14 protein-coding genes are annotated in these 16867 nt (G+C 71.3%); 9 read left to right on the top strand and 5 right to left on the bottom strand.

The genetic code is table 11. From position 1 onward, the window contains the following. Window position 1 precedes the first annotated feature (1 nt). Entirely contained in the window at window positions 2-2218 is a 2217-nt protein-coding gene (locus ACCP09_RS06675) for a CoA transferase (RefSeq protein WP_433744035.1), read from the top strand. Continuing rightward, on the top strand, window positions 2215-3693 hold the full coding sequence (locus ACCP09_RS06670) for a class I adenylate-forming enzyme family protein (protein WP_433744032.1): 1479 nt from the start codon (window positions 2215-2217) through the stop codon (window positions 3691-3693). Before ACCP09_RS06675 ends, ACCP09_RS06670 begins: the two co-directional genes overlap by 4 nt. 10 nt (window positions 3694-3703) lie before the next feature. On the opposite strand, the gene ACCP09_RS06665 is transcribed toward ACCP09_RS06670, so the two are convergent. Continuing rightward, on the bottom strand, window positions 3704-4471 hold the full coding sequence (locus tag ACCP09_RS06665) for an SDR family NAD(P)-dependent oxidoreductase (protein WP_378336798.1): 768 nt from the start codon (window positions 4469-4471) through the stop codon (window positions 3704-3706). Window positions 4472-4552: 81 nt separating this feature from the next. On the opposite strand from ACCP09_RS06665, the gene ACCP09_RS06660 reads away from it, so the two are divergent. The 3 genes from ACCP09_RS06660 to ACCP09_RS06650 are packed head-to-tail and all read left to right on the top strand — an operon-like array spanning window position 4553 to window position 7409. Next, window positions 4553-5383: an enoyl-CoA hydratase/isomerase family protein gene (locus ACCP09_RS06660; protein ID WP_433744028.1), complete on the top strand. Its 831-nt coding sequence runs from the start codon at window positions 4553-4555 to the stop codon at window positions 5381-5383. Next, window positions 5380-6303, top strand: a complete 924-nt coding sequence (locus tag ACCP09_RS06655; RefSeq protein ID WP_433744025.1) for an acyl-CoA dehydrogenase family protein — start codon at window positions 5380-5382, stop codon at window positions 6301-6303. Before ACCP09_RS06660 ends, ACCP09_RS06655 begins: the two co-directional genes overlap by 4 nt. Beyond that, the gene (locus ACCP09_RS06650; protein ID WP_433744022.1) at window positions 6300-7409 is read left to right on the top strand and encodes an acyl-CoA dehydrogenase family protein; all 1110 of its coding nucleotides are present in this window, start codon (window positions 6300-6302) and stop codon (window positions 7407-7409) included. The genes ACCP09_RS06655 and ACCP09_RS06650 overlap by 4 nt, the downstream gene beginning before the upstream one ends. Before the next feature lie 32 nt (window positions 7410-7441). On the opposite strand, the gene ACCP09_RS06645 is transcribed toward ACCP09_RS06650, so the two are convergent. Continuing rightward, a complete protein-coding gene (locus ACCP09_RS06645) occupies window positions 7442-8284 on the bottom strand; it encodes a FadR/GntR family transcriptional regulator (protein WP_433744019.1) in 843 nt (280 codons plus the stop codon). A 135-nt stretch (window positions 8285-8419) separates the two neighbouring features. Beyond that, on the bottom strand, window positions 8420-9652 hold the full coding sequence (locus ACCP09_RS06640) for a cytochrome P450 (RefSeq protein ID WP_433744015.1): 1233 nt from the start codon (window positions 9650-9652) through the stop codon (window positions 8420-8422). Window positions 9653-9759: 107 nt separating this feature from the next. Between ACCP09_RS06640 and ACCP09_RS06635 the strand changes: the two genes are divergently transcribed. Beyond that, complete coding sequence (locus ACCP09_RS06635; RefSeq protein WP_433744012.1) at window positions 9760-11418, top strand: FAD-dependent oxidoreductase; 1659 nt, start codon at window positions 9760-9762, stop codon at window positions 11416-11418. A gap of 56 nt (window positions 11419-11474) precedes the next feature. On the opposite strand, the gene ACCP09_RS06630 is transcribed toward ACCP09_RS06635, so the two are convergent. Together ACCP09_RS06630 and ACCP09_RS06625 are read right to left on the bottom strand one after the other, a co-directional pair. After that, entirely contained in the window at window positions 11475-12635 is a 1161-nt protein-coding gene (locus tag ACCP09_RS06630) for a Vgb family protein (protein ID WP_433744009.1), read from the bottom strand. 145 nt (window positions 12636-12780) lie between these two features. Then, a complete protein-coding gene (locus tag ACCP09_RS06625) occupies window positions 12781-13959 on the bottom strand; it encodes a thiolase family protein (protein WP_433744006.1) in 1179 nt (392 codons plus the stop codon). 175 nt (window positions 13960-14134) lie between these two features. Here ACCP09_RS06625 and ACCP09_RS06620 point away from each other — a divergent pair, with 175 nt between their 5' ends. The 3 genes from ACCP09_RS06620 to ACCP09_RS06610 are packed head-to-tail and all read left to right on the top strand — an operon-like array spanning window position 14135 to window position 16848. Next, window positions 14135-15106 (top strand): NAD(P)H-dependent flavin oxidoreductase, encoded by a 972-nt coding sequence (locus ACCP09_RS06620; protein WP_433744003.1) that lies wholly within the window; start codon window positions 14135-14137, stop codon window positions 15104-15106. A gap of 15 nt (window positions 15107-15121) precedes the next feature. After that, entirely contained in the window at window positions 15122-15883 is a 762-nt protein-coding gene (locus tag ACCP09_RS06615) for a 3-hydroxyacyl-CoA dehydrogenase (RefSeq protein WP_027930542.1), read from the top strand. A 53-nt stretch (window positions 15884-15936) separates the two neighbouring features. Next, window positions 15937-16848 (top strand): NADPH:quinone oxidoreductase family protein, encoded by a 912-nt coding sequence (locus tag ACCP09_RS06610; protein WP_433743999.1) that lies wholly within the window; start codon window positions 15937-15939, stop codon window positions 16846-16848. Window positions 16849-16867 lie beyond the last annotated feature (19 nt).

The following is a 16867-nucleotide window of genomic DNA, read 5'->3' as shown; positions in this document are numbered from 1 at the left end:
CATGTCCGAGGCGGTTCTCGCCGGCCTGCGGGTCGTCGACCTCGCCGAGGGGATTCCCGGTCCCTTCGCCACGCGCCTGCTGGCCGAGGCCGGTGCGGACGTGGTGAAGGTGGAGCGCCCCGGTGGTGACCCGGCGCGGCGGCTGTGGCCGGCCGGGTTCGCCACCTGGAACCGAAGCAAGCGCGGGGTGGTGCTGGACCTCGCCGGGCAGTGGGGGCAGCTGGACGAGCTGCTGGCTCGCGCCGACGTGCTGGTCCACTCGCTGCCGATCGCACGGGCGCGGGAGCTCGGCCTCGACGAGGCGAGCCTGGCCGCCCGCCACCCGCACCTGGTGCTCGGCTCGGTCCCGGCCTATCCGGCGGGGCATCCGCGGGAGAACTGGGACGCGCCGGACTCGCTCGTCCAGGCCGCCGAGGGGTTCATGGACGAGCAGCAGGGCAACCGCGAGGGCCCCATCTTCGTGCGGATGCCGTTCCCCAGCTGGTGCGCGGCCTATCTGCTCGCCGCCGGCGTGCTGGCGCGGCTCGTGCAGCGCGAGCGGACCGGGGTGGTCCGGGCCATGCACACCAGCGTCTTCCAGGGCGCGCTCGCCCCGGCCGCGTTGTACTGGCAGCGGTCCGAGCGCCTGCCCGCCGGGCTGAACGGGCACACGCTGCCCAAGATCTGGCCGGACGCGGCGCTGAGCATCTTCGAGTGCGCGGACGGCGAATGGATCCAGCTGGCCGGGGCCATGGGCGGCTGGCTGGAGTCCCCGCCGGTGATCGAGACGCTCGCCGTGCTGGACAAGGTCGACTTGTGCGAGACCGGCGTGACCCCGGCCAACCGGGACGAGTGGCAGCAGGTCTTCCGGCAGCACGACTCGGCGCACTGGATCCGCGAGTTCGGTGAGGCGGACGTGCCGTGCATGCGTATCCGCGACCTCGGCGACTGCTTCACCGACGAACAGGCGCGGGTCAACGGCTACGTCGTCGAGGTCGACGATCCGGTCATCGGGCGTTGCCTGCAGGTCGGACCGCCGATCCGCACCACCCCGGACAGCGTGGTGCGCGGCCCGCTCGCGGAGAGCGCGTTCGAGGAGGTTCTCGCCGCGTTCGGCGAGCCCCGGCCCGCTCCGCGGGGAGAGTCTTCCGGCGCGCTGCCGCTGGCGGGCATCCGCGCCCTGGACTTCGGCGGCGTGGTCGCCGGCCCGTACGGCGCGCAGTGCCTGGCCGAGCTCGGCGCCGACGTGATCAAGGTCGAGCCGCTCTCCGGTGACCGCGGCCGCGGGCTGACGCAGTTCGCCGGGTCGAACCGGGGCAAGCGCTCGATCGCGCTGGACCTCAAGGACGACTCGGCGCGGGAACCGCTGCGCCGCCTGGTCGAGCGCGCCGACATCGTCCTGCACAACATGCGGCTGCGCGCCGCCAAGCGGCTGGGCATCGACGCCGACGGGCTGCGCGCGGTCAACCCGCGGGTGGTGTTCAGCCACGTCAGCGCCAACGGGCAGCACGGCCCGCTCGCGGCCTACCCGGGCTACGACCCGACGGCGCAGGCGCTGACCGGCTGGGAGCGCGCCAACGCCGGCGCGGGCCGGCCGCCGATGTGGCTGCGCAACTCGATCCTGGACGTGCAGGCCGGGCTCGCGGCGTGTGTCGGGGCGCTGCTGCAGCTGTTCCGGCGGGAGCGGACCGGGCTGGCGGGGGAGGCGGCGACCTCCCTGCTGGCGGTCGGCATGACCATGGCCGGCGAGGTGGCCCTGCCGGTGTCCGGCGAGCGGCTGCGGGTGGACCGCGTCGACGCGGACCAGACGGGCGTGTCACCCGCGCACCGGATCCTCCAGGTCCGCGACGGTTGGGTCGCGATCGCCGCACGCACCGACGAGGAGCTGGCGCGGCTCTACCGCCTCACCGGCACGGCGTCCCCGGCCGAAACCTTCCGCGGACTCGGCACCGACGAGTTGCTGGCCCGGCTCGCGGAAGCCGGCGTGCCGGCGACCCGCGTCGCGTTCGACCGGATGAACGCCTTCTTCGACGATCCGCACCACCGCGCGTTGGGCTTCAGTCGCACGCTGGACACCAGCGGCTACGGGCGCCTCGACGTTGTCGGGGGCTTCTGGAGCGCCGGGCGCACCGGCGAGTCGGTGCCCGCCCTCGGCGAGCACACAGCCGAAGTGCTGCGCGAACTCGATTCCCATTCAGGAGTGACACCGATGATGACCCGTGAGGCGGTGGCCCGATGAACATCGCGATGCTGCTGGACATGGTGGCCGACGCGGCCGGCGACCGGCGTGCCGTCGGGAAGGCCACCTACGCCGAGTTGCGGGACCAGGCGCGCGCCGTGGCCGCCCACCTGACCGGGCGGGACGCCCGCCGGCTGGTGCTCGCCGGGCTCAACACCGACGCCATCCCGGCCATGGTGTTCGGCGCCGCGCAGGCGCGGGTCCCGTTCACCGCGGTGAACTACCGCCTGGCCGACGACCGGCTGCGCGACGTCCTGGGCCGCGCCGCGCCGGCCGTCGTGGTCGCCGACGAACAGACGCGGCCGCGCGTCGAGGGCGTCGCCGGGCTGGATTTCGCGACCGAGGCGGAGCTGCTGGCCCCGACGGCGGCCGAGCCCGGCGACGGTGGCTCGGACGTGGCGATCGCGTTGTTCACCAGCGGCACCACCGGGACGCCGAAGCTGGTGCTGCTGCGCCATCACAACCTGGTGTCCTACATCCTGTCCACTGTGGACTTCCTGTCCGCGGGCGAGGACGAGGCGGCGCTGGTGAGCGTGCCGCAGTACCACATCGCCGGCATGGCGGCGGTGCTGTCCAACGTGTACCTCGGGCGGCGGCTGGTGTACCTGCCGCAGTTCGACGCGCGCAGGTGGGTCGAACTGGCCGAGGCCGAGCGCATCACCCACGCGATGATCGTGCCGACGATGCTCGGCCGGATCCTCGATGTGCTGGCCGAGACCGGGACCACGCTGCCGCACCTGCGGCACCTGTCCTACGGCGGCGGGCGGATGCCGACCCCCGTGGTGGAGCGCGCCATGCGGCTGTTGCCCGAGGTCGGGTTCGTCAACGCGTACGGGTTGACCGAGACGAGCTCCACGATCGCGTTGCTCGGCCCGGACGACCACCGGGCCGCGGCGGCGAGCGCGGATGCGGCGGTCCGCGCGCGGCTGGGTTCGGTGGGCCGCGCGGTGCCGGGCGTGGAGATCGAGATCCGGGACGCCGACGGCGCGGTGCTCCCCGCCGGCGAGGTCGGCGAGGTCTTCGTCCGCGGCGACCAGGTGGCGGGGGAGTACGAGGGCGCCGACGCGCGGGACGCGCAGGGCTGGTTCCGCACCAACGACAACGGCCGCTTGGACGCCGACGGCTACCTGTTCATCGAGGGCCGGGCCGACGACGTGATCGTGCGGGGCGGGGAGAACATGTCGCCGGGCGAGATCGAGGACGTCCTGTTCCGGCACCCTGCCGTGGCCGAGGTCGCGGTGGTCGGCGTGCCGGATGTCGAATGGGGTGAGACGGTCGCGGCCGCGGTGGTCTTCCACAAGGGGCGCAAGGCGGAGCCCGACGAGTTGCGGGCCTGGGTGAAGGAGCGCCTGCGTTCCTCGCGCGCACCGTCCATTGTGGTCGAAAGGGACGCGCTGCCCTACAGCGAGACCGGCAAGTTGTTGCGCCGCGTGCTGCGGGCCGAGCTCGCCGCGGTCCCCGCGGACCGCGGCTGAGCCGGTGATCTCAGTGCGCGGTCCAGCCGCCGTCGACGACGAGGGTCTGCCCGGTGACGTAGCCGCTGGCATCGCTGGCGAGGTACAGCAGGGCGCCGTCGAAGTCGGCGGCGGTGCCGTGCCGGGGGATCAGCGTGTTGTCCAGGATCCAGTTCTGGACCTTCTCGTGGTGGATGACCTGGCTGGTCATCTCGCTTTCGAAGAACCCGGGCGCGATCGCATTGACCCGGATGCCGTGGCGCGCCCACTGTGCCGCCCACTCGCGGGTGATGGCCTCGAGCCCGCCCTTGGAGGCGGCGTAGGTGGCCTGCGGGAAGCGGGCGATGCCGGCCCTGGCGACGATCGAGGTGACGTTGATGATGGAACCGCGGCCGCGTTCCTTCATCGCCGGGAACACCGCCTGCGCCAGGCGGATCGGCGAGACGAGGTTGACGTTGAGGGTGGTGTCGATGTCGTCCGGCGTCTCGTCCTCGGCGCGCACGCCGCCTGCGATGTAGGCGGCGTTGTTGACGAGCACGTCGATGGCGCCGACCGCATCGGTGGCCCGCGCGACGACGTCCGGCACGATCGACGGCTGGGCGAGGTCGGCCTGGACCGGGACGCAGCCGGGGTTCTTCTCGGCGATCTCCGCCAGCAGCGCGGCCCGTCGGCCGACGATCGCGACCTTCGCGCCCGCCTCGCTCAGGGTCTCGGCGAACCGGCGTCCCAGCCCCGCCGTCGCCCCGGTGAGGAGCACCGACTTTCCTTGCAGCGAAAAGAGATCCTGCGCGATGGGCATGACGTTGGGCTCCTGTCCTCGACGACGAGCGGGGATTCTTATACTGTTAAAGATATAGAAGTTAAGCTACCGTATCAAGCCGTGTTGAAAGACGAGGGTTCCATGACCGGGCACCCCTACCAGACCATCCTGCTGGAGCGGACCGACACCGGAGTCGCGGTCGTCACGCTCAACCGCCCCGAGGTGCTGAACGCGTTCAACGAAGCCATGCGCGCCGACTTCGCTCGCTTGTGGACGGAGGTGCGCGAGGATCCGGGGATCCGCGCCGTGGTGCTGCGCGCCGCCGGGGACCGCGCGTTCTCCACCGGGCTGGACGTCACCGAGCGCACCGGCTCCTCCGACAGCCCCTGGCTGGACACGGCCGAGCCGTGGGCGGAGACCGAGGATCCCGGGCACCAGCTGAGCCCGAAGCGCAACGGGGTGTGGAAGCCGGTGGTCGCCGCCGTGCACGGGATGTGCGCGGGCGGCGCGTTCTACTGGATCACCGAGTGCGACATCGTGATCTGCAGCCCGGAGGCGACGTTCTTCGACCCGCACGTCACCTACGGCATGGTGGCGGCGCTGGAGCCGATCGCGTTGTCCTACCGCATGCACTTCTCCGAGACCCTGCGGATGGCGCTGCTCGGCCTGTACGAGCGCATGACCGCGGAGACGGCGCGGTCCGCGGGGCTGGTCACCGAAATCGTCGACCGGGACGAGTTGCACGCCCGTGCGCTGCAGCTGGCCGAGGCGATCGCGGCGCAACCGCCGGCGGCGGTGCAGGGCACGGTCAAGGCGATGTGGCAGTCGCTGGACCGCACCCGCGCGCAGGCGCTCGACACGGCCCTGATGTACACGCAGATCGGCAACCCGATCGGCGCCGACGGGCTGGACAGGACGGCGGCGAAACCGGCGAAGTGGTGGACACGATGAGCGAAGACACCCTGCTGCGGGAAACGGCCGCGGAGATCGCGGAGCAGTGCCGTCCCGAGCAGCACGACGACTGCTGGAAAGCCCTCACCGAGACCGGTTTCAGCGCGTTGCGCGACGCCGACGGGGACGCTCCGGCGGCCACTGCGGCGCAGACCGTCGTCGTGGTCGAGGAGATGGCGAAGGTGGTGTGCGGGGCGCCGCTGGTCGGCGCGCTGCTGGCCGGCGAGGCGCTCCGGCTGGCCGGCGTCGCGCTCGATGAGCCCCTCACGGTGGTGCTGGCCGACGACTTGGGTTCGCTCGGTGCGGGGCTCGCCTGGGACTCCACGGCGGTGTCCCGTGGCCTCGCCCTCGACCAGGGCGAGCTGGTGACGGTCGCGCTCGGCGCCGGGGAGCCCTCCGCCGACCTCACCCGGGGCGTGTCCCGGGTCGGCGAGATCGTCGGCCGGTGTGGCGCGGCTCTCGGCGAGGCGGAGGCGCGGCGGTTCGCCGGCTTCGCGCGCGTGCTGCTCACCGCGGATCTGCTCGGCGCGGCCGGGGGCTTGTTCGGCAAGGCGGTCGAGTACGCCGAGCAGCGTGTGCAGTTCGGCAGGCCGATCGGTTCGTTCCAGGCCGTCCAGCACCTGCTGGCCCGGTCGTTCGCCGACCTGGAGGCGATGCGCAGCACACTGGCGCACGCCGCCCACGCGATCGACACCGGGGACGACGCCCACGCCTGCGCCCTGGTCGCGAAGGCCTACGCGAACGAGGCCGCGGTCTCGGTGGTGGAGACCGCCATCCAGGTGTTCGGCGGCGTGGCGATCACCTGGGAGTTCCCCGCGCACCTGCACCTGCGGCGCGTGGTGGCGGACGCGCAGGTCTTCGGGACCGCGGACGCCCTGTACGGACTGCTGCACGACGAGGTGGAAGGAGTGGCGCGATGACCGAGGACGTCGCCGCGTTCCGGGCGCGGTTCCGCGAGTGGCTGCGCGACAACGTGATCAAGCCCGAGCCGGATGAGCCGCACGCGTTGTTCCTCAAGCGCTGGCACCAGACGCTGTACCAGGGCGGCTGGGTCGGGCTGTCCTGGCCGCGCGAATACGGCGGCCAGGAGCTGGGCAACGTCTACGACGTCGTGCTCAACGAGGAGATCGGCGCGTCCGGAGCGCCGGACGCGCCGCGCATCGGTTACCTCGGACGCGCGTTGCTGCAGTGGGGCACCGAGGAGCAGCGGCGGAAGTACCTGCCGGGCCTGCTCAGCGGCGCGGACTACTGGTGCCAGGGGTTCTCCGAGCCGGGGGCGGGCTCCGATCTGGCGGGGATCGCCGCCAGGGCGGTGCGGGATGGCGACGTGTACCGGATCAGCGGCCAGAAGGTCTGGACGACCTATGGCGACTACGCCGACTACTGCCTTCTGCTGGCCCGCACCGGGCCGCCGGACGGACGGCACAAGGGGATTTCCGCGTTCGTGGTCCCGATGCGGCTGCCGGGTGTCGAGGTGCGGCCGATCCGGGCGATCACCGACGAGTCGGAGTTCTCGGAGATCTTCCTCGACGGGGTCGAGGTGCCCGCGGAGAACCGGGTGGGCGCCGAGGGTGACGGCTGGGCGATCGCGATGATGACGGTCGCCTACGAGCGCGGGGCCGCCGACGTGGGGTATCTGTCCAAGTTCGGGGCGGCGCTGCAGGAGCTGCGTGCGGAGCTGGCCACCTCCCGGCCGGGCGATCCGCTGGTCCGCCGCGAGCTGGGGCGGCTGGAGGTGCTGTACCGGGTGCTGGGCCAGCATGTCGCCCGCCGGCTGCGCGAGCGGGATGGCTCGGACGCCCCGCCTGGTCCGGAGATGTCGGTGGACAAGCTGCTGATGACCCAGGTGGACCAGGAGCTGCACGCCGGTGCGGTGCGGCTGCTGGGCCCGTCGGCCCTGCTCGGTGAGGCGACCTCACCGTGGCTTCGCCGCTACCTGTACTCCCGGGCGGCCTCCATCTACGGCGGATCCGAGCAGATCCAGCTCAACATCCTGGCTCAGCGGGTCCTGGGCCTGCCGCGATGAAGAAGGGGTGGCGGCCTGGCGGCCGCCACCCCTCAGTCCTGCTGGTAGAGGTTGAGATCCGAATGCCGTGCCGTGACCTCGCGCAACCCGCGCAGCGCGCGGGGCGAGGACGCGTCCACGACGCGGTCGCCGAACTCCGCGAGCACCCGCTTCTGCGAAGCCTTGGTGTGCGAGCGCGCCGCGCGTTCGGCGCCCTCGGCATCGCCATCGAGGATGCGGGCCGCGATGCGTTTGTGCGCGTCCAGGGCGCTGCGCTGCTCCCGGCGGTTCGGGTAGCGGCCGGCCTCGGTGACCTCGTGCGCCCAGGTCTCCTCCTGCGCCGTCCACACCGCCACCACGCTGCGCACCACGAGCCGCATCGTCATCTGGGGCACGTGGGCGACGATCAGGTCGTGGAACAGCCGGGCCCGGTGGGTGAACACCGGCCCGTCGCCGATGGCCTCCTCCGTCTCGGCGAGGTTGGCCTCGATCAGCGGCCCGAGCAGTCTCGCCCGGTCGGGCAGGCGCGCGCACCCGGCGGCGCACATCGGCTCGAGCTGCAGCACCGAGTCCGCGAGGTCCCGCAGCGGCACCTGCTCGCCCTGCAGCGTCATGCCCAGCGCGTGCGACACCGAACCGCCGTCCGGCCGGTGGATGACCGCGCCGCCGACCTTGCCCCGGCGCACCGTGATCAGACCGTCGACCTCCAGGATGCGCAGCGCTTCGCGCATGGGCGGCGCGCTGACGCCGAACTGCGCGATCAGGTCCTCCTGCTTGGGCAGCATCCCGTCGGTGTAGACGCCGTTGAGGATCTGTTCGCGCAGCTCGGAGGCGATCATCTCGGCGAGGCGGGGCTGCACGCGGGCCCTGCGCGGCCGGTCCAGATGATCGAGCATGAAGGGCTCCCCTCACGGCTGGTCAACAACGTCTTAGTGTTTATAAGTTTACACAGATTCGGATCGATCCGGTGGCATGCTCACCATCCGGGCGTGCCTGGTCGTCAGGGACCGCCCAGCGTAGTGCATGCGCTCTCACCCGCGGGGGCGGACGATCAGTTTCGCCCACCCGTTGTTCACGCCCAGCCGCTCGAACCGCCGGGAGGCCGTCCGGTCGACCGCGTAGTCCGGCATCTGGTCCAGCAGGCCTTCCACCGCGAGGCGGAGTTCCATCTTGGCGAGCCAGATACCCATGCAGAAGTGGATCCCGGCGCCGAAGGTCAGCGGCGGGCCGTCCCGCCGGTCCGGGTCGATGCGGTCCGCCGCGGGGAACACCTCGTCGTCGAGGTTCGCCGACGGGATGACCGCGGCGATCCGGTCGCCCTCGCGGATGCACACCCCGTCGAGTTCGACATCGCGGACCGCCGTCCGCGCGACCACCGGCGTCGCCGGGTAGAACCGCACCAGCTCATCGACGGCGCGCGGGATCCGGGCGCGGTCGGCCTGCAGCTCACGGCGCAGATCGCGGTCGGCGTCCAGGTGCCACACCACGTTCTCCAGCGTCGCCGCCGTGGTACGTACCCCGCCGAGCACGAGCGACAGGGTCAGCGAGACGATCTCCGGCACGGTCAGGGCCGGCTCGGCCGCGACCATGCGCCCGATGAGGTCGTCACCCGGGTCCGCGGCCGCGCGGCGGGTCTCCACGATCCGCGTGACCAGTGCCTCCGCCGCCAGGAACTGCGTGGAGGTGACCTCGGCCAGCTTGTCGCGCTCGGAACCGGCCTCCGGGTCGATGGCGAAGGCGTCTTCGAGCATGCGGATGAACCGGGCTTTGTCCGGCACATCCCGGTCGAGACCGACGAACTTGAAGATGGTCCGCACGGTCAGCTCGAAGCTGAACTCGGCGGCGAAGTCGAACTCCGCGCGCTCGCGCAGGCTGCTCGCCAGCTCGTGGACGATCCCGGCGACCTCGCCTGCCATCCGGCTCTCCACGTAGGGGCGGAGGAAGTAGCGCCGCAACGGGTCGCGCAGCCGGTCGTGCTCCGCGCCGTCCAGCGCGCCGGGGAGGATCAGCGGCGCGTGCGGCGCGGTGGGGATGAGCTTGCCGCCGCGGAGCCCGTCCGCGCTGCGCTCGACGGTGAAGTTCTCCGGCTCGCTGAGCACCCGGCGCGCGTTGGCGTAGGTCGTCGCGACCCAGTAGCCGTCGTGGCTGGCGGTGTAGCCGAGCGGGCACCGGCGGCGGAGTTCCGCGAGCTCCGGCACCGGGTCGCGGTTGAACTCCGGCGAGTGGTGGTCGAACTCGACCGCCAGGTTCTGCTTCGCGTCCATCCGAGCCGTTTCCTTCCCGTCCGCACCGACGTTGCTCCGCCATTGTATCTCATCTTATTAAAGATTACGATGATGCGGCCGTGGAGAGTGCGAGGAGGCACAATCGGATGACGTTCGTCATTTCCCCAGGCTGCTGTCGCGACGCCTCGTGCGTGAGCGTCTGCCCGGTCCAATGCATCCGGCCCCGCCCGGGGGATCCGGAGTTCGAGACCGCGGAGCAGCTCTACATCGACCCCGACGTGTGCATCGACTGCGGCGCGTGCGTCGAGGAATGCCCGGTGGATGCGATCCACCCGGGACACGACCTCCCCGCCGAGCTGGCCGGCTACCTGGACGTCAACGCCGGGTACTTCAGCGATCTGTCGGGCTACGACCGCGTTCCGGTCCGCCGTCCGCGGCCACGGCTGGACGACGCGCCGGAGGAGCTGCGGGTCGCGGTGGTCGGCACCGGGCCCGCCGCGTGCTACGCGATCACCGAGCTGGCGACCATGCGCGGCACGCGGGTCAGCGTGTTCGAGCGCCAGCCCGCGCCCTTCGGGTTGGTGCGGTCCGGCGTCGCGCCGGACCACCCGCACACCCGGCTGATCGGCGACCGGTTCGGCCCGGTGCTGGCCCGGCCGAACGTCGACTGCTTCTTCGGTGTCGACGTCGGCGCCGACATCACGGTGGACGAGCTGCTCGAGCACCACCACGCGGTCGTCGTCGCGACCGGCGCGCAGGAGGACCGGCGGCTGGGCATCCCCGGCGAGGACCTGCCCGGCGCCTTCGGTGCGAACGCCTTCGTGGGCTGGTACAACGGCCGTCCCGAGCACGCCGCGGACCGGATGGACTTCTCGGGTGAGCGCGCGGTGGTCATCGGCAACGGCAACGTGGCACTGGACATCGCCCGGATCCTGGTCCGCGACCGGGAGACCCTGGCGCGTACCGACATCGCCGACCACGCGCTGGAGGCGTTACGGCGCAGCACGATCCGGGAGGTCGTCATCGCCGGCCGTCGCGGACCGGATTCGCTCGCCTGCAGCGCGGGGGAGCTGGGCGAGCTGGCCCGGCTGCAGGACGTGGACCTGACGGTGACCTGCTCGCGCGAGGAACTCGAGCACCTGGAGTCCACTTCGCACACCGGCGACACCCCGCGCCGCCGGGCGAACCTCGTGCTCGAAGCCGCGCGGCGCCCCCAGCGGCCAGGGGCGAAGCGGATCGACTTCCGTTTCCTGTCCGTGCCCGTCGCGATCGAGGGAACGGACCGGGTGGAGGGGATCACCTTCGCCGAGCAGCGCATCGACCGCTCCAGCGGGTCTCCGCTGCTGGTGGAGACCGGGCGGCGAGAAACCCTGCCCGCCTCCGTAGTCGTGAAGGCGATCGGCTATTCGTCGCGGCCGCCGGCCGGTGTGCCCGTCGATCCGGCGAAGGGAGTCATCCCGAACCGGGCGGGCCGGGTGATCGAGGACGGTGAGCCGCTGGCCGGGCTCTACTGCGCCGGTTGGGCCAAGCGCGGGCCGTCCGGTGTCATCGGCAGCAACAAGGTCTGCTCGGAGGAAACCGTCGCCGGCTTGCTGGAGGACTTCACCGCCGGCCGTCTGGCGAAGCCGGTCAAGACCCGCGCGGACCTGGACGCCCTGGTCCGCGCCCGGGTGCCGGGTGTGCTAGGGGCGGCCGGCTGGCAGCGCATCGACGCGGCCGAGCGGGACGTCGGCCGGGCCGCGGGGCGGCCGCGGGTCAAGTTCGTGTCCGTCGAGGAGATGCTGTCCGTCGCGCGGGGCCGCTGAGCACGAAGACGGGGCCGGTCCACTCAGGACCGGCCCCGTCTCGTTGTCCGCGACGATCAGCCGAACACCGGGAAGGTGTTGCTGATGTCCTCGGTGACCGGGATGTCGAAGTAGGCGATCCGGTTGCCGGTGAACTCGGCGAAGAAGATCTTGCCAGGCACCGTGTTGTTCAGGTCGCAGGGCGAGGAGTACGGCGTCGGCGTGCGGAGCTCGTTGTACTCCAGGGTCTTCGGGTCGAACTGGCCGACCTGGTTGCCCATGGTGAACGTGCCCTGCATGATGTAGAGCTTGCCGTCGCTGCCGAAGCGCATCTGCCCGGGGTTGGGCAGGGGGTTGCCGGTGAGCAGGTTGCTGGGCAGCCCCTTGCGCAGGGCGAGCAGGTCGAACTCCTCGATCTTGCCTGTGGCGTACTCGATGCGGCCGATCTTGTTCGTCAGCGTTTCACCGAAGTAGAGGTACTTGTCGTCCGGCGAAACGGTGAGCCCACCGGGGAACGCGCCCGGGGTCGGGATCGTGTACTCGGTGAACTCGTGGGTGTAGATGTCGAACAGGGCGATCTTGTTGCCGATCGCCTCGGTGAAGGCGATCGTGTTGGCCGGGCCCTTCTCCATCGCGATCGGCCCCGACAGCGGCGTGGGAATGTCGTAACGCTCCCACTGGCCAGTGGCCGGGTCGTAGCTGCCGAAGATGTTCAGTCCGATCAGGGCGAAGTAGAGCTTGCCGTCCTTGCCGAAGCTGTTGTCGAACGGAACGCCCAGCCCGGTGTTGATGGTGGGCGTGGCGGGCAGGTTGATCGGGCCGATGTTGCCCCAGGGGAAGGGGTAGGTGTCGATGTGGAGGGTTTCCGGGTTGAGCCGACCGAGGGCGTTCCCGGTCGCCTCGACGAACCAGATGCTGCCGTCGGGCCCCTTGTTCTGCCCGCCGGGCAGGCCGGCCAGGTTCGGCAGGGGTGTTTCGCTGACCTGGCCGGTCTCGGGGTCGACCCGCCCGTAGCGGTTGCCGATGAACTGGTCCGTCCACAACTTGCCGTTGTTGTCGACGATGACCTCGCACGGGTAGCTGACCGGCGTGGGGAACGGGGCGTACTCCTTGATGGGGCCCGCCCCGCCCACCGTGCCGTCCGCCGCCGACGCCGGGATGGCGGCGGAGCTCGCGAGCAGGGCGGCACCGGCGACGGCGGTGAGGACTCTGCGTTTCTTGGTGACCGAACGTGGCACTACGGCGTCCTTCCGTGGCTTCGTTGACAGGGAGCGCAGGACCGGCGGCGTCACGTCCGGACGGCCGGTCGCGAGCACGATAGCACATTAACTTTGTAAAGATTAACTGCTTACCTGCGCGCGCGTCCGGCCCTGGTGACGCCTGTCAGAGGCGCTCGACGATGGTCGCGTTGGCCATGCCGCCGCCCTCGCACATCGTCTGCAGCCCGTACCGGGCGCCGGTGGCCTGGAGGTGGTTGACCAGCGTCGTCAGCAGTCGTGTGCCGGAGGCGCCCAGTGCGTGACCGAGTGCGATCGCGCCACCGCGCGGATTCAGCCGTTCGGGGTCCGCGCCGAACTCCTGCTGCCACATCAGTGGGACCGGTGCGAACGCTTCGTTCACCTCGTACGCGTCGATGTCCTCGATCGTGAGTCCGGAGCGGTCCAGCGCCTTACGCGTGGCCGGGACGACGCCGGTGAGCATGAGCAGGGGATCGCTTCCCGTCACCGCGAACGTGTGGAACCGCGCCGTGGGCTGGAGGCCGAGGGCGTTCGCCTTCTCCTCGCTCATGATCAGCACCGCCGACGCGCCGTCGGTGAGCGGCGAAGAGTTGCCCGGCGTGATCTTCCAGTCGATTTCCGGGAAACGCTGGGAAAGGCGTTCGTCGGCGAAGGACGGGTCGAGTCCGGCAAGACCCTCCACGGTGGTCTGCGGGCGGACCGTCTCGTCGGTGCTGATCTTCGTGTTACCTGAGACGACCGGGACGATCTCGCGGTCGAACCCGCCCGCGGACGCGGTGGCGGCCGCCCGGGCGTGGGAGCGCGCCGAGTACTCGTCCAAAGTGGCCCGGTCGAGCTTCCACCGCGCGGCGATCAGCTCGGCCGACACGCCCTGGTTCACCAGGCCCTCGGGGTAACGCGCGCCGACGGCGGGGCCGAACGGGTTCTTGCCCTGTGCGGCGAAGCCCATCGGCACCCGGCTCATCAGTTCGACACCACAGGCGATCACGACGTCGTAGGCGCCGGAGAGCACACCTTGGGCGGCGAAGTGCGCGGCCTGCTGACTGGAACCGCATTGGCGGTCGATGGTCGTGGCCGGTACGTGCTCGGGGAATCCGGCGCCGAGCACGGCGCTGCGGGTGATGTTGATCGCCTGCTCACCGGCTTGGCTCACGCAGCCGCCGATGACGTCGTCGATCAGGCCGGGGTCGATTCCGGTGCGCTCCACCAGCTGCCGCAGCACCTGGGAGAGAAGTTCGGCCGGGTGGAGTCCGGACAACTGGCCGCCGGGCTTGCCCTTCCCGGATGCGGTGCGGACCGCGTCGACGATGACAGCACTGGTCATGATGAGTCTCCTGTGGATGGTCGGCGCGAGTGCGCGCCGGGACTCCTCGACGATCGGAAGAGACGTCCGTGCTGTCAAGCGTTTCCTGGAGACGAGATGTGGCTCACGGGGTTTACGTAGCGCTCGTTCAGGGAGCTATGGTTCTCCTGGACTCGTGATCAGGAGGACTTCTGCAATGGTGCGCACGCGGTTCTGCGACGTCTTCGGAGTGGAGTACCCGATCGTGCAGGGTGGGATGCAGTGGGTGGGCCGCGCGGAGCTGACCTCGGCCGTCGCGAATGCGGGCGGGCTCGGGTTCCTCACCGCGCTCACCCAGCCGACTCCCGAGGATCTGGCGAAGGAGATCGCGCGCTGCCGGGAGATGACCGACAAGCCGTTCGGCGTCAACTTGACCATTCTGCCTTCGATCAACCCGCCGCCGTACGCCGAGTACCGCGACGTGATCGTGGAGTCCGGGGTGCCGGTGGTGGAGACCGCGGGCTTCAACCCGGCCGAGCACCTGCCGGCCTTCCGCGCGGGCGGGGTCAAGGTGCTGCACAAGTGCACCAGCGTCCGCCACGCGGTGAAGGCCCAGGAGCTGGGCGTGGACGGCATCTCGATCGACGGGTTCGAGTGCGCCGGGCACCCGGGTGAGGACGACATCCCCGGCCTGGTGCTGATCCCGGCCGCCGCGGAGAAGATCACCATCCCGATGATCGCCTCGGGCGGGTTCGGTGACGCGCGTGGTCTGGTGGCGGCGCTGGCGCTGGGCGCGGACGGCATCAACATGGGCACCCGCTTCCTCGCCACCGCCGAAGCCCCGGTGCACGACAACGTCAAGCAGCGACTGGTCGCCGCCACCGAGCGGGACACCGAGCTGATCTTCCGCCCGCTGCGCAACACCGCCCGCGTGGCGAGCAACTCCGTCTCCCGCGAGGTGGTCGGCATCCTGGACCGGGGCGGGAAGTTCGAAGACGTGCGCGACCTGGTCGCCGGCGCCCGCGGCCGCAAGGTCTTCGAAGACGGCGACCTCGAACTGGGTATCTGGTCGGCGGGCATGGTGCAGGGCATCATCAACGACGTGCCCACCGTCGCCGAGCTGATCCAGCGCATCGTCACCGAGGCGCGCGAGCTCATCGCCGGCCGGCTGGCCGGCGTGCTGAACTGAAAGGGGTGTTGTGACATGGAGGTCGGCAACGCGGTCGCGCTGGTGACCGGTGGCGCGTCGGGGCTCGGGCTGGCGACGGTCAGGGAGCTGCACGGCAAGGGCGCGAAGGTCGTCATCGTGGATCTGCCCTCGTCGCAGGGTGAGGCGGTGGCCAAGGAGTTGGGCGACGGGGTGGTGTTCGCCGCGGCCGACGTGACCGACGAGGCTCAGGTGTCCGCGGCGCTGGACGCGGCGGAGGCGCTGGGCACGCTGCGGATCGCGGTGAACTGCGCGGGCATCGGCAACGCGCACAAGACGGTGGGCAAGCAGGGGCCCTTCCCGCTGGACGGGTTCGTCAAGGTCATCAACGTCAACCTGGTGGGCACGTTCAACGTGATCCGGCTGGCCGCGGAACGGATCGCCAAGGCCGAGCCGGTGGGTGAGGAGCGCGGTGTCATCGTCAACACCGCGTCCGTGGCCGCCTTTGACGGGCAGATCGGGCAGGCGGCGTATTCGGCGTCCAAGGGCGGCATTGTCGGGATGACGTTGCCGATCGCGCGGGATCTGGCGAGCCTGCAGATCCGGGTGGTGACGATCGCGCCCGGCCTGTTCCACACGCCGCTGTTCGCGACCCTGCCGGAGGAGGCGATCGCGTCGCTGGGCGCGCAGGTCCCGCACCCGTCGCGGCTGGGCGATCCGACCGAGTTCGCGGCGCTGGCCCGGCACATCGTGGAGAACCCGATGCTCAACGGCGAGACCATCCGGCTCGACGGCGCCATCCGCATGGCCCCGCGCTGACCGTGCGCGCGCTTCAGCTCACGGAACTCACCGGGCCGGAGGGCTTGCGGCTGGTGGATTTGCCGGAGCCGCAAGCCGGTGGCGTGGTGGTGGATCTCGTCGCGGCCGGTGTGTCGTTCCCCGACCTGCTGCAGACGCAGGGGCTCTACCAGGTGAGACGGCCACTGCCGTTCGTGCCCGGGGCGGAGGGCGCGGGCGTCGTCCGCGCCGCCCCGCCAGGCAGCGGTCTGCGGGCGGGCCAGCGGGTCGCGGTGCTGTCGTTCGAAGGCACCTGGCAGCAGGTCGCGGCCGTCGACCCGGCGCGGGTGCTGCCGTTGCCGGACACCGTGTCGCCGGCGGCCGCCGCCGGGCTGCCGGTGAACTACCTGACCGGGCACTTCGCGCTGCGGCGCCGCGCGAAGGCCGAGGCGGGCGAGACGGTCCTGGTGCACGGCGCTGCGGGCGGTGTCGGCATCGCCGCGCTGCACCTGTGCCGGGCATGGGACCTGCGGAGCGTCGCGGTCGTGAGCGACGCGCGGAAGGCCGAGGTGGCCGCCGCGGCCGGTGCCGACCACGTCGTGCTCGTGGACGGCTGGCTGGACGAGGTGCGCCGGTGGACCGGCGGGCGCGGGGTCGACATCGTGCTCGACCCGGTGGGCGGTGACCGGTTCACCGACAGCCTGCGCAGCCTCGCGCCCGAGGGGCGCCTCGTGGTGCTCGGCTTCAGAGGCGGTTCGATCCCGACGGTCAAGGTGAACCGCCTGCTGCTGAACAACACCTCCGTGCTGGGTGCGGGCTGGGGCGAGATGCTCCGCCAGGAGCCCGCCTCCCTGCGGCGGCAGTGGGACGAGCTGTACCCGCTGCTCGAGCACGGCACGCTCACCGCTGCCGAGCCGACCGTGTACCCGATGGCAGAGGCCGCAGACGCGCTCGGCGCGCTGGCGGACCGGACGGCCACCGGCAAACTCGTGCTCGACCTGCGCTGAGGCGGTTCCGGCGTCGTTC

Origin of the sequence: Amycolatopsis sp. 3B14 (assembly GCF_050958625.1) — a bacterium.
In the GTDB taxonomy this organism is placed as follows: domain Bacteria; phylum Actinomycetota; class Actinomycetes; order Mycobacteriales; family Pseudonocardiaceae; genus Amycolatopsis_E; species Amycolatopsis_E thermoflava.
The sequence above is the reverse complement of the archived record's forward strand: the minus strand, read 5'-3'. Positions and strand labels throughout refer to the sequence as shown.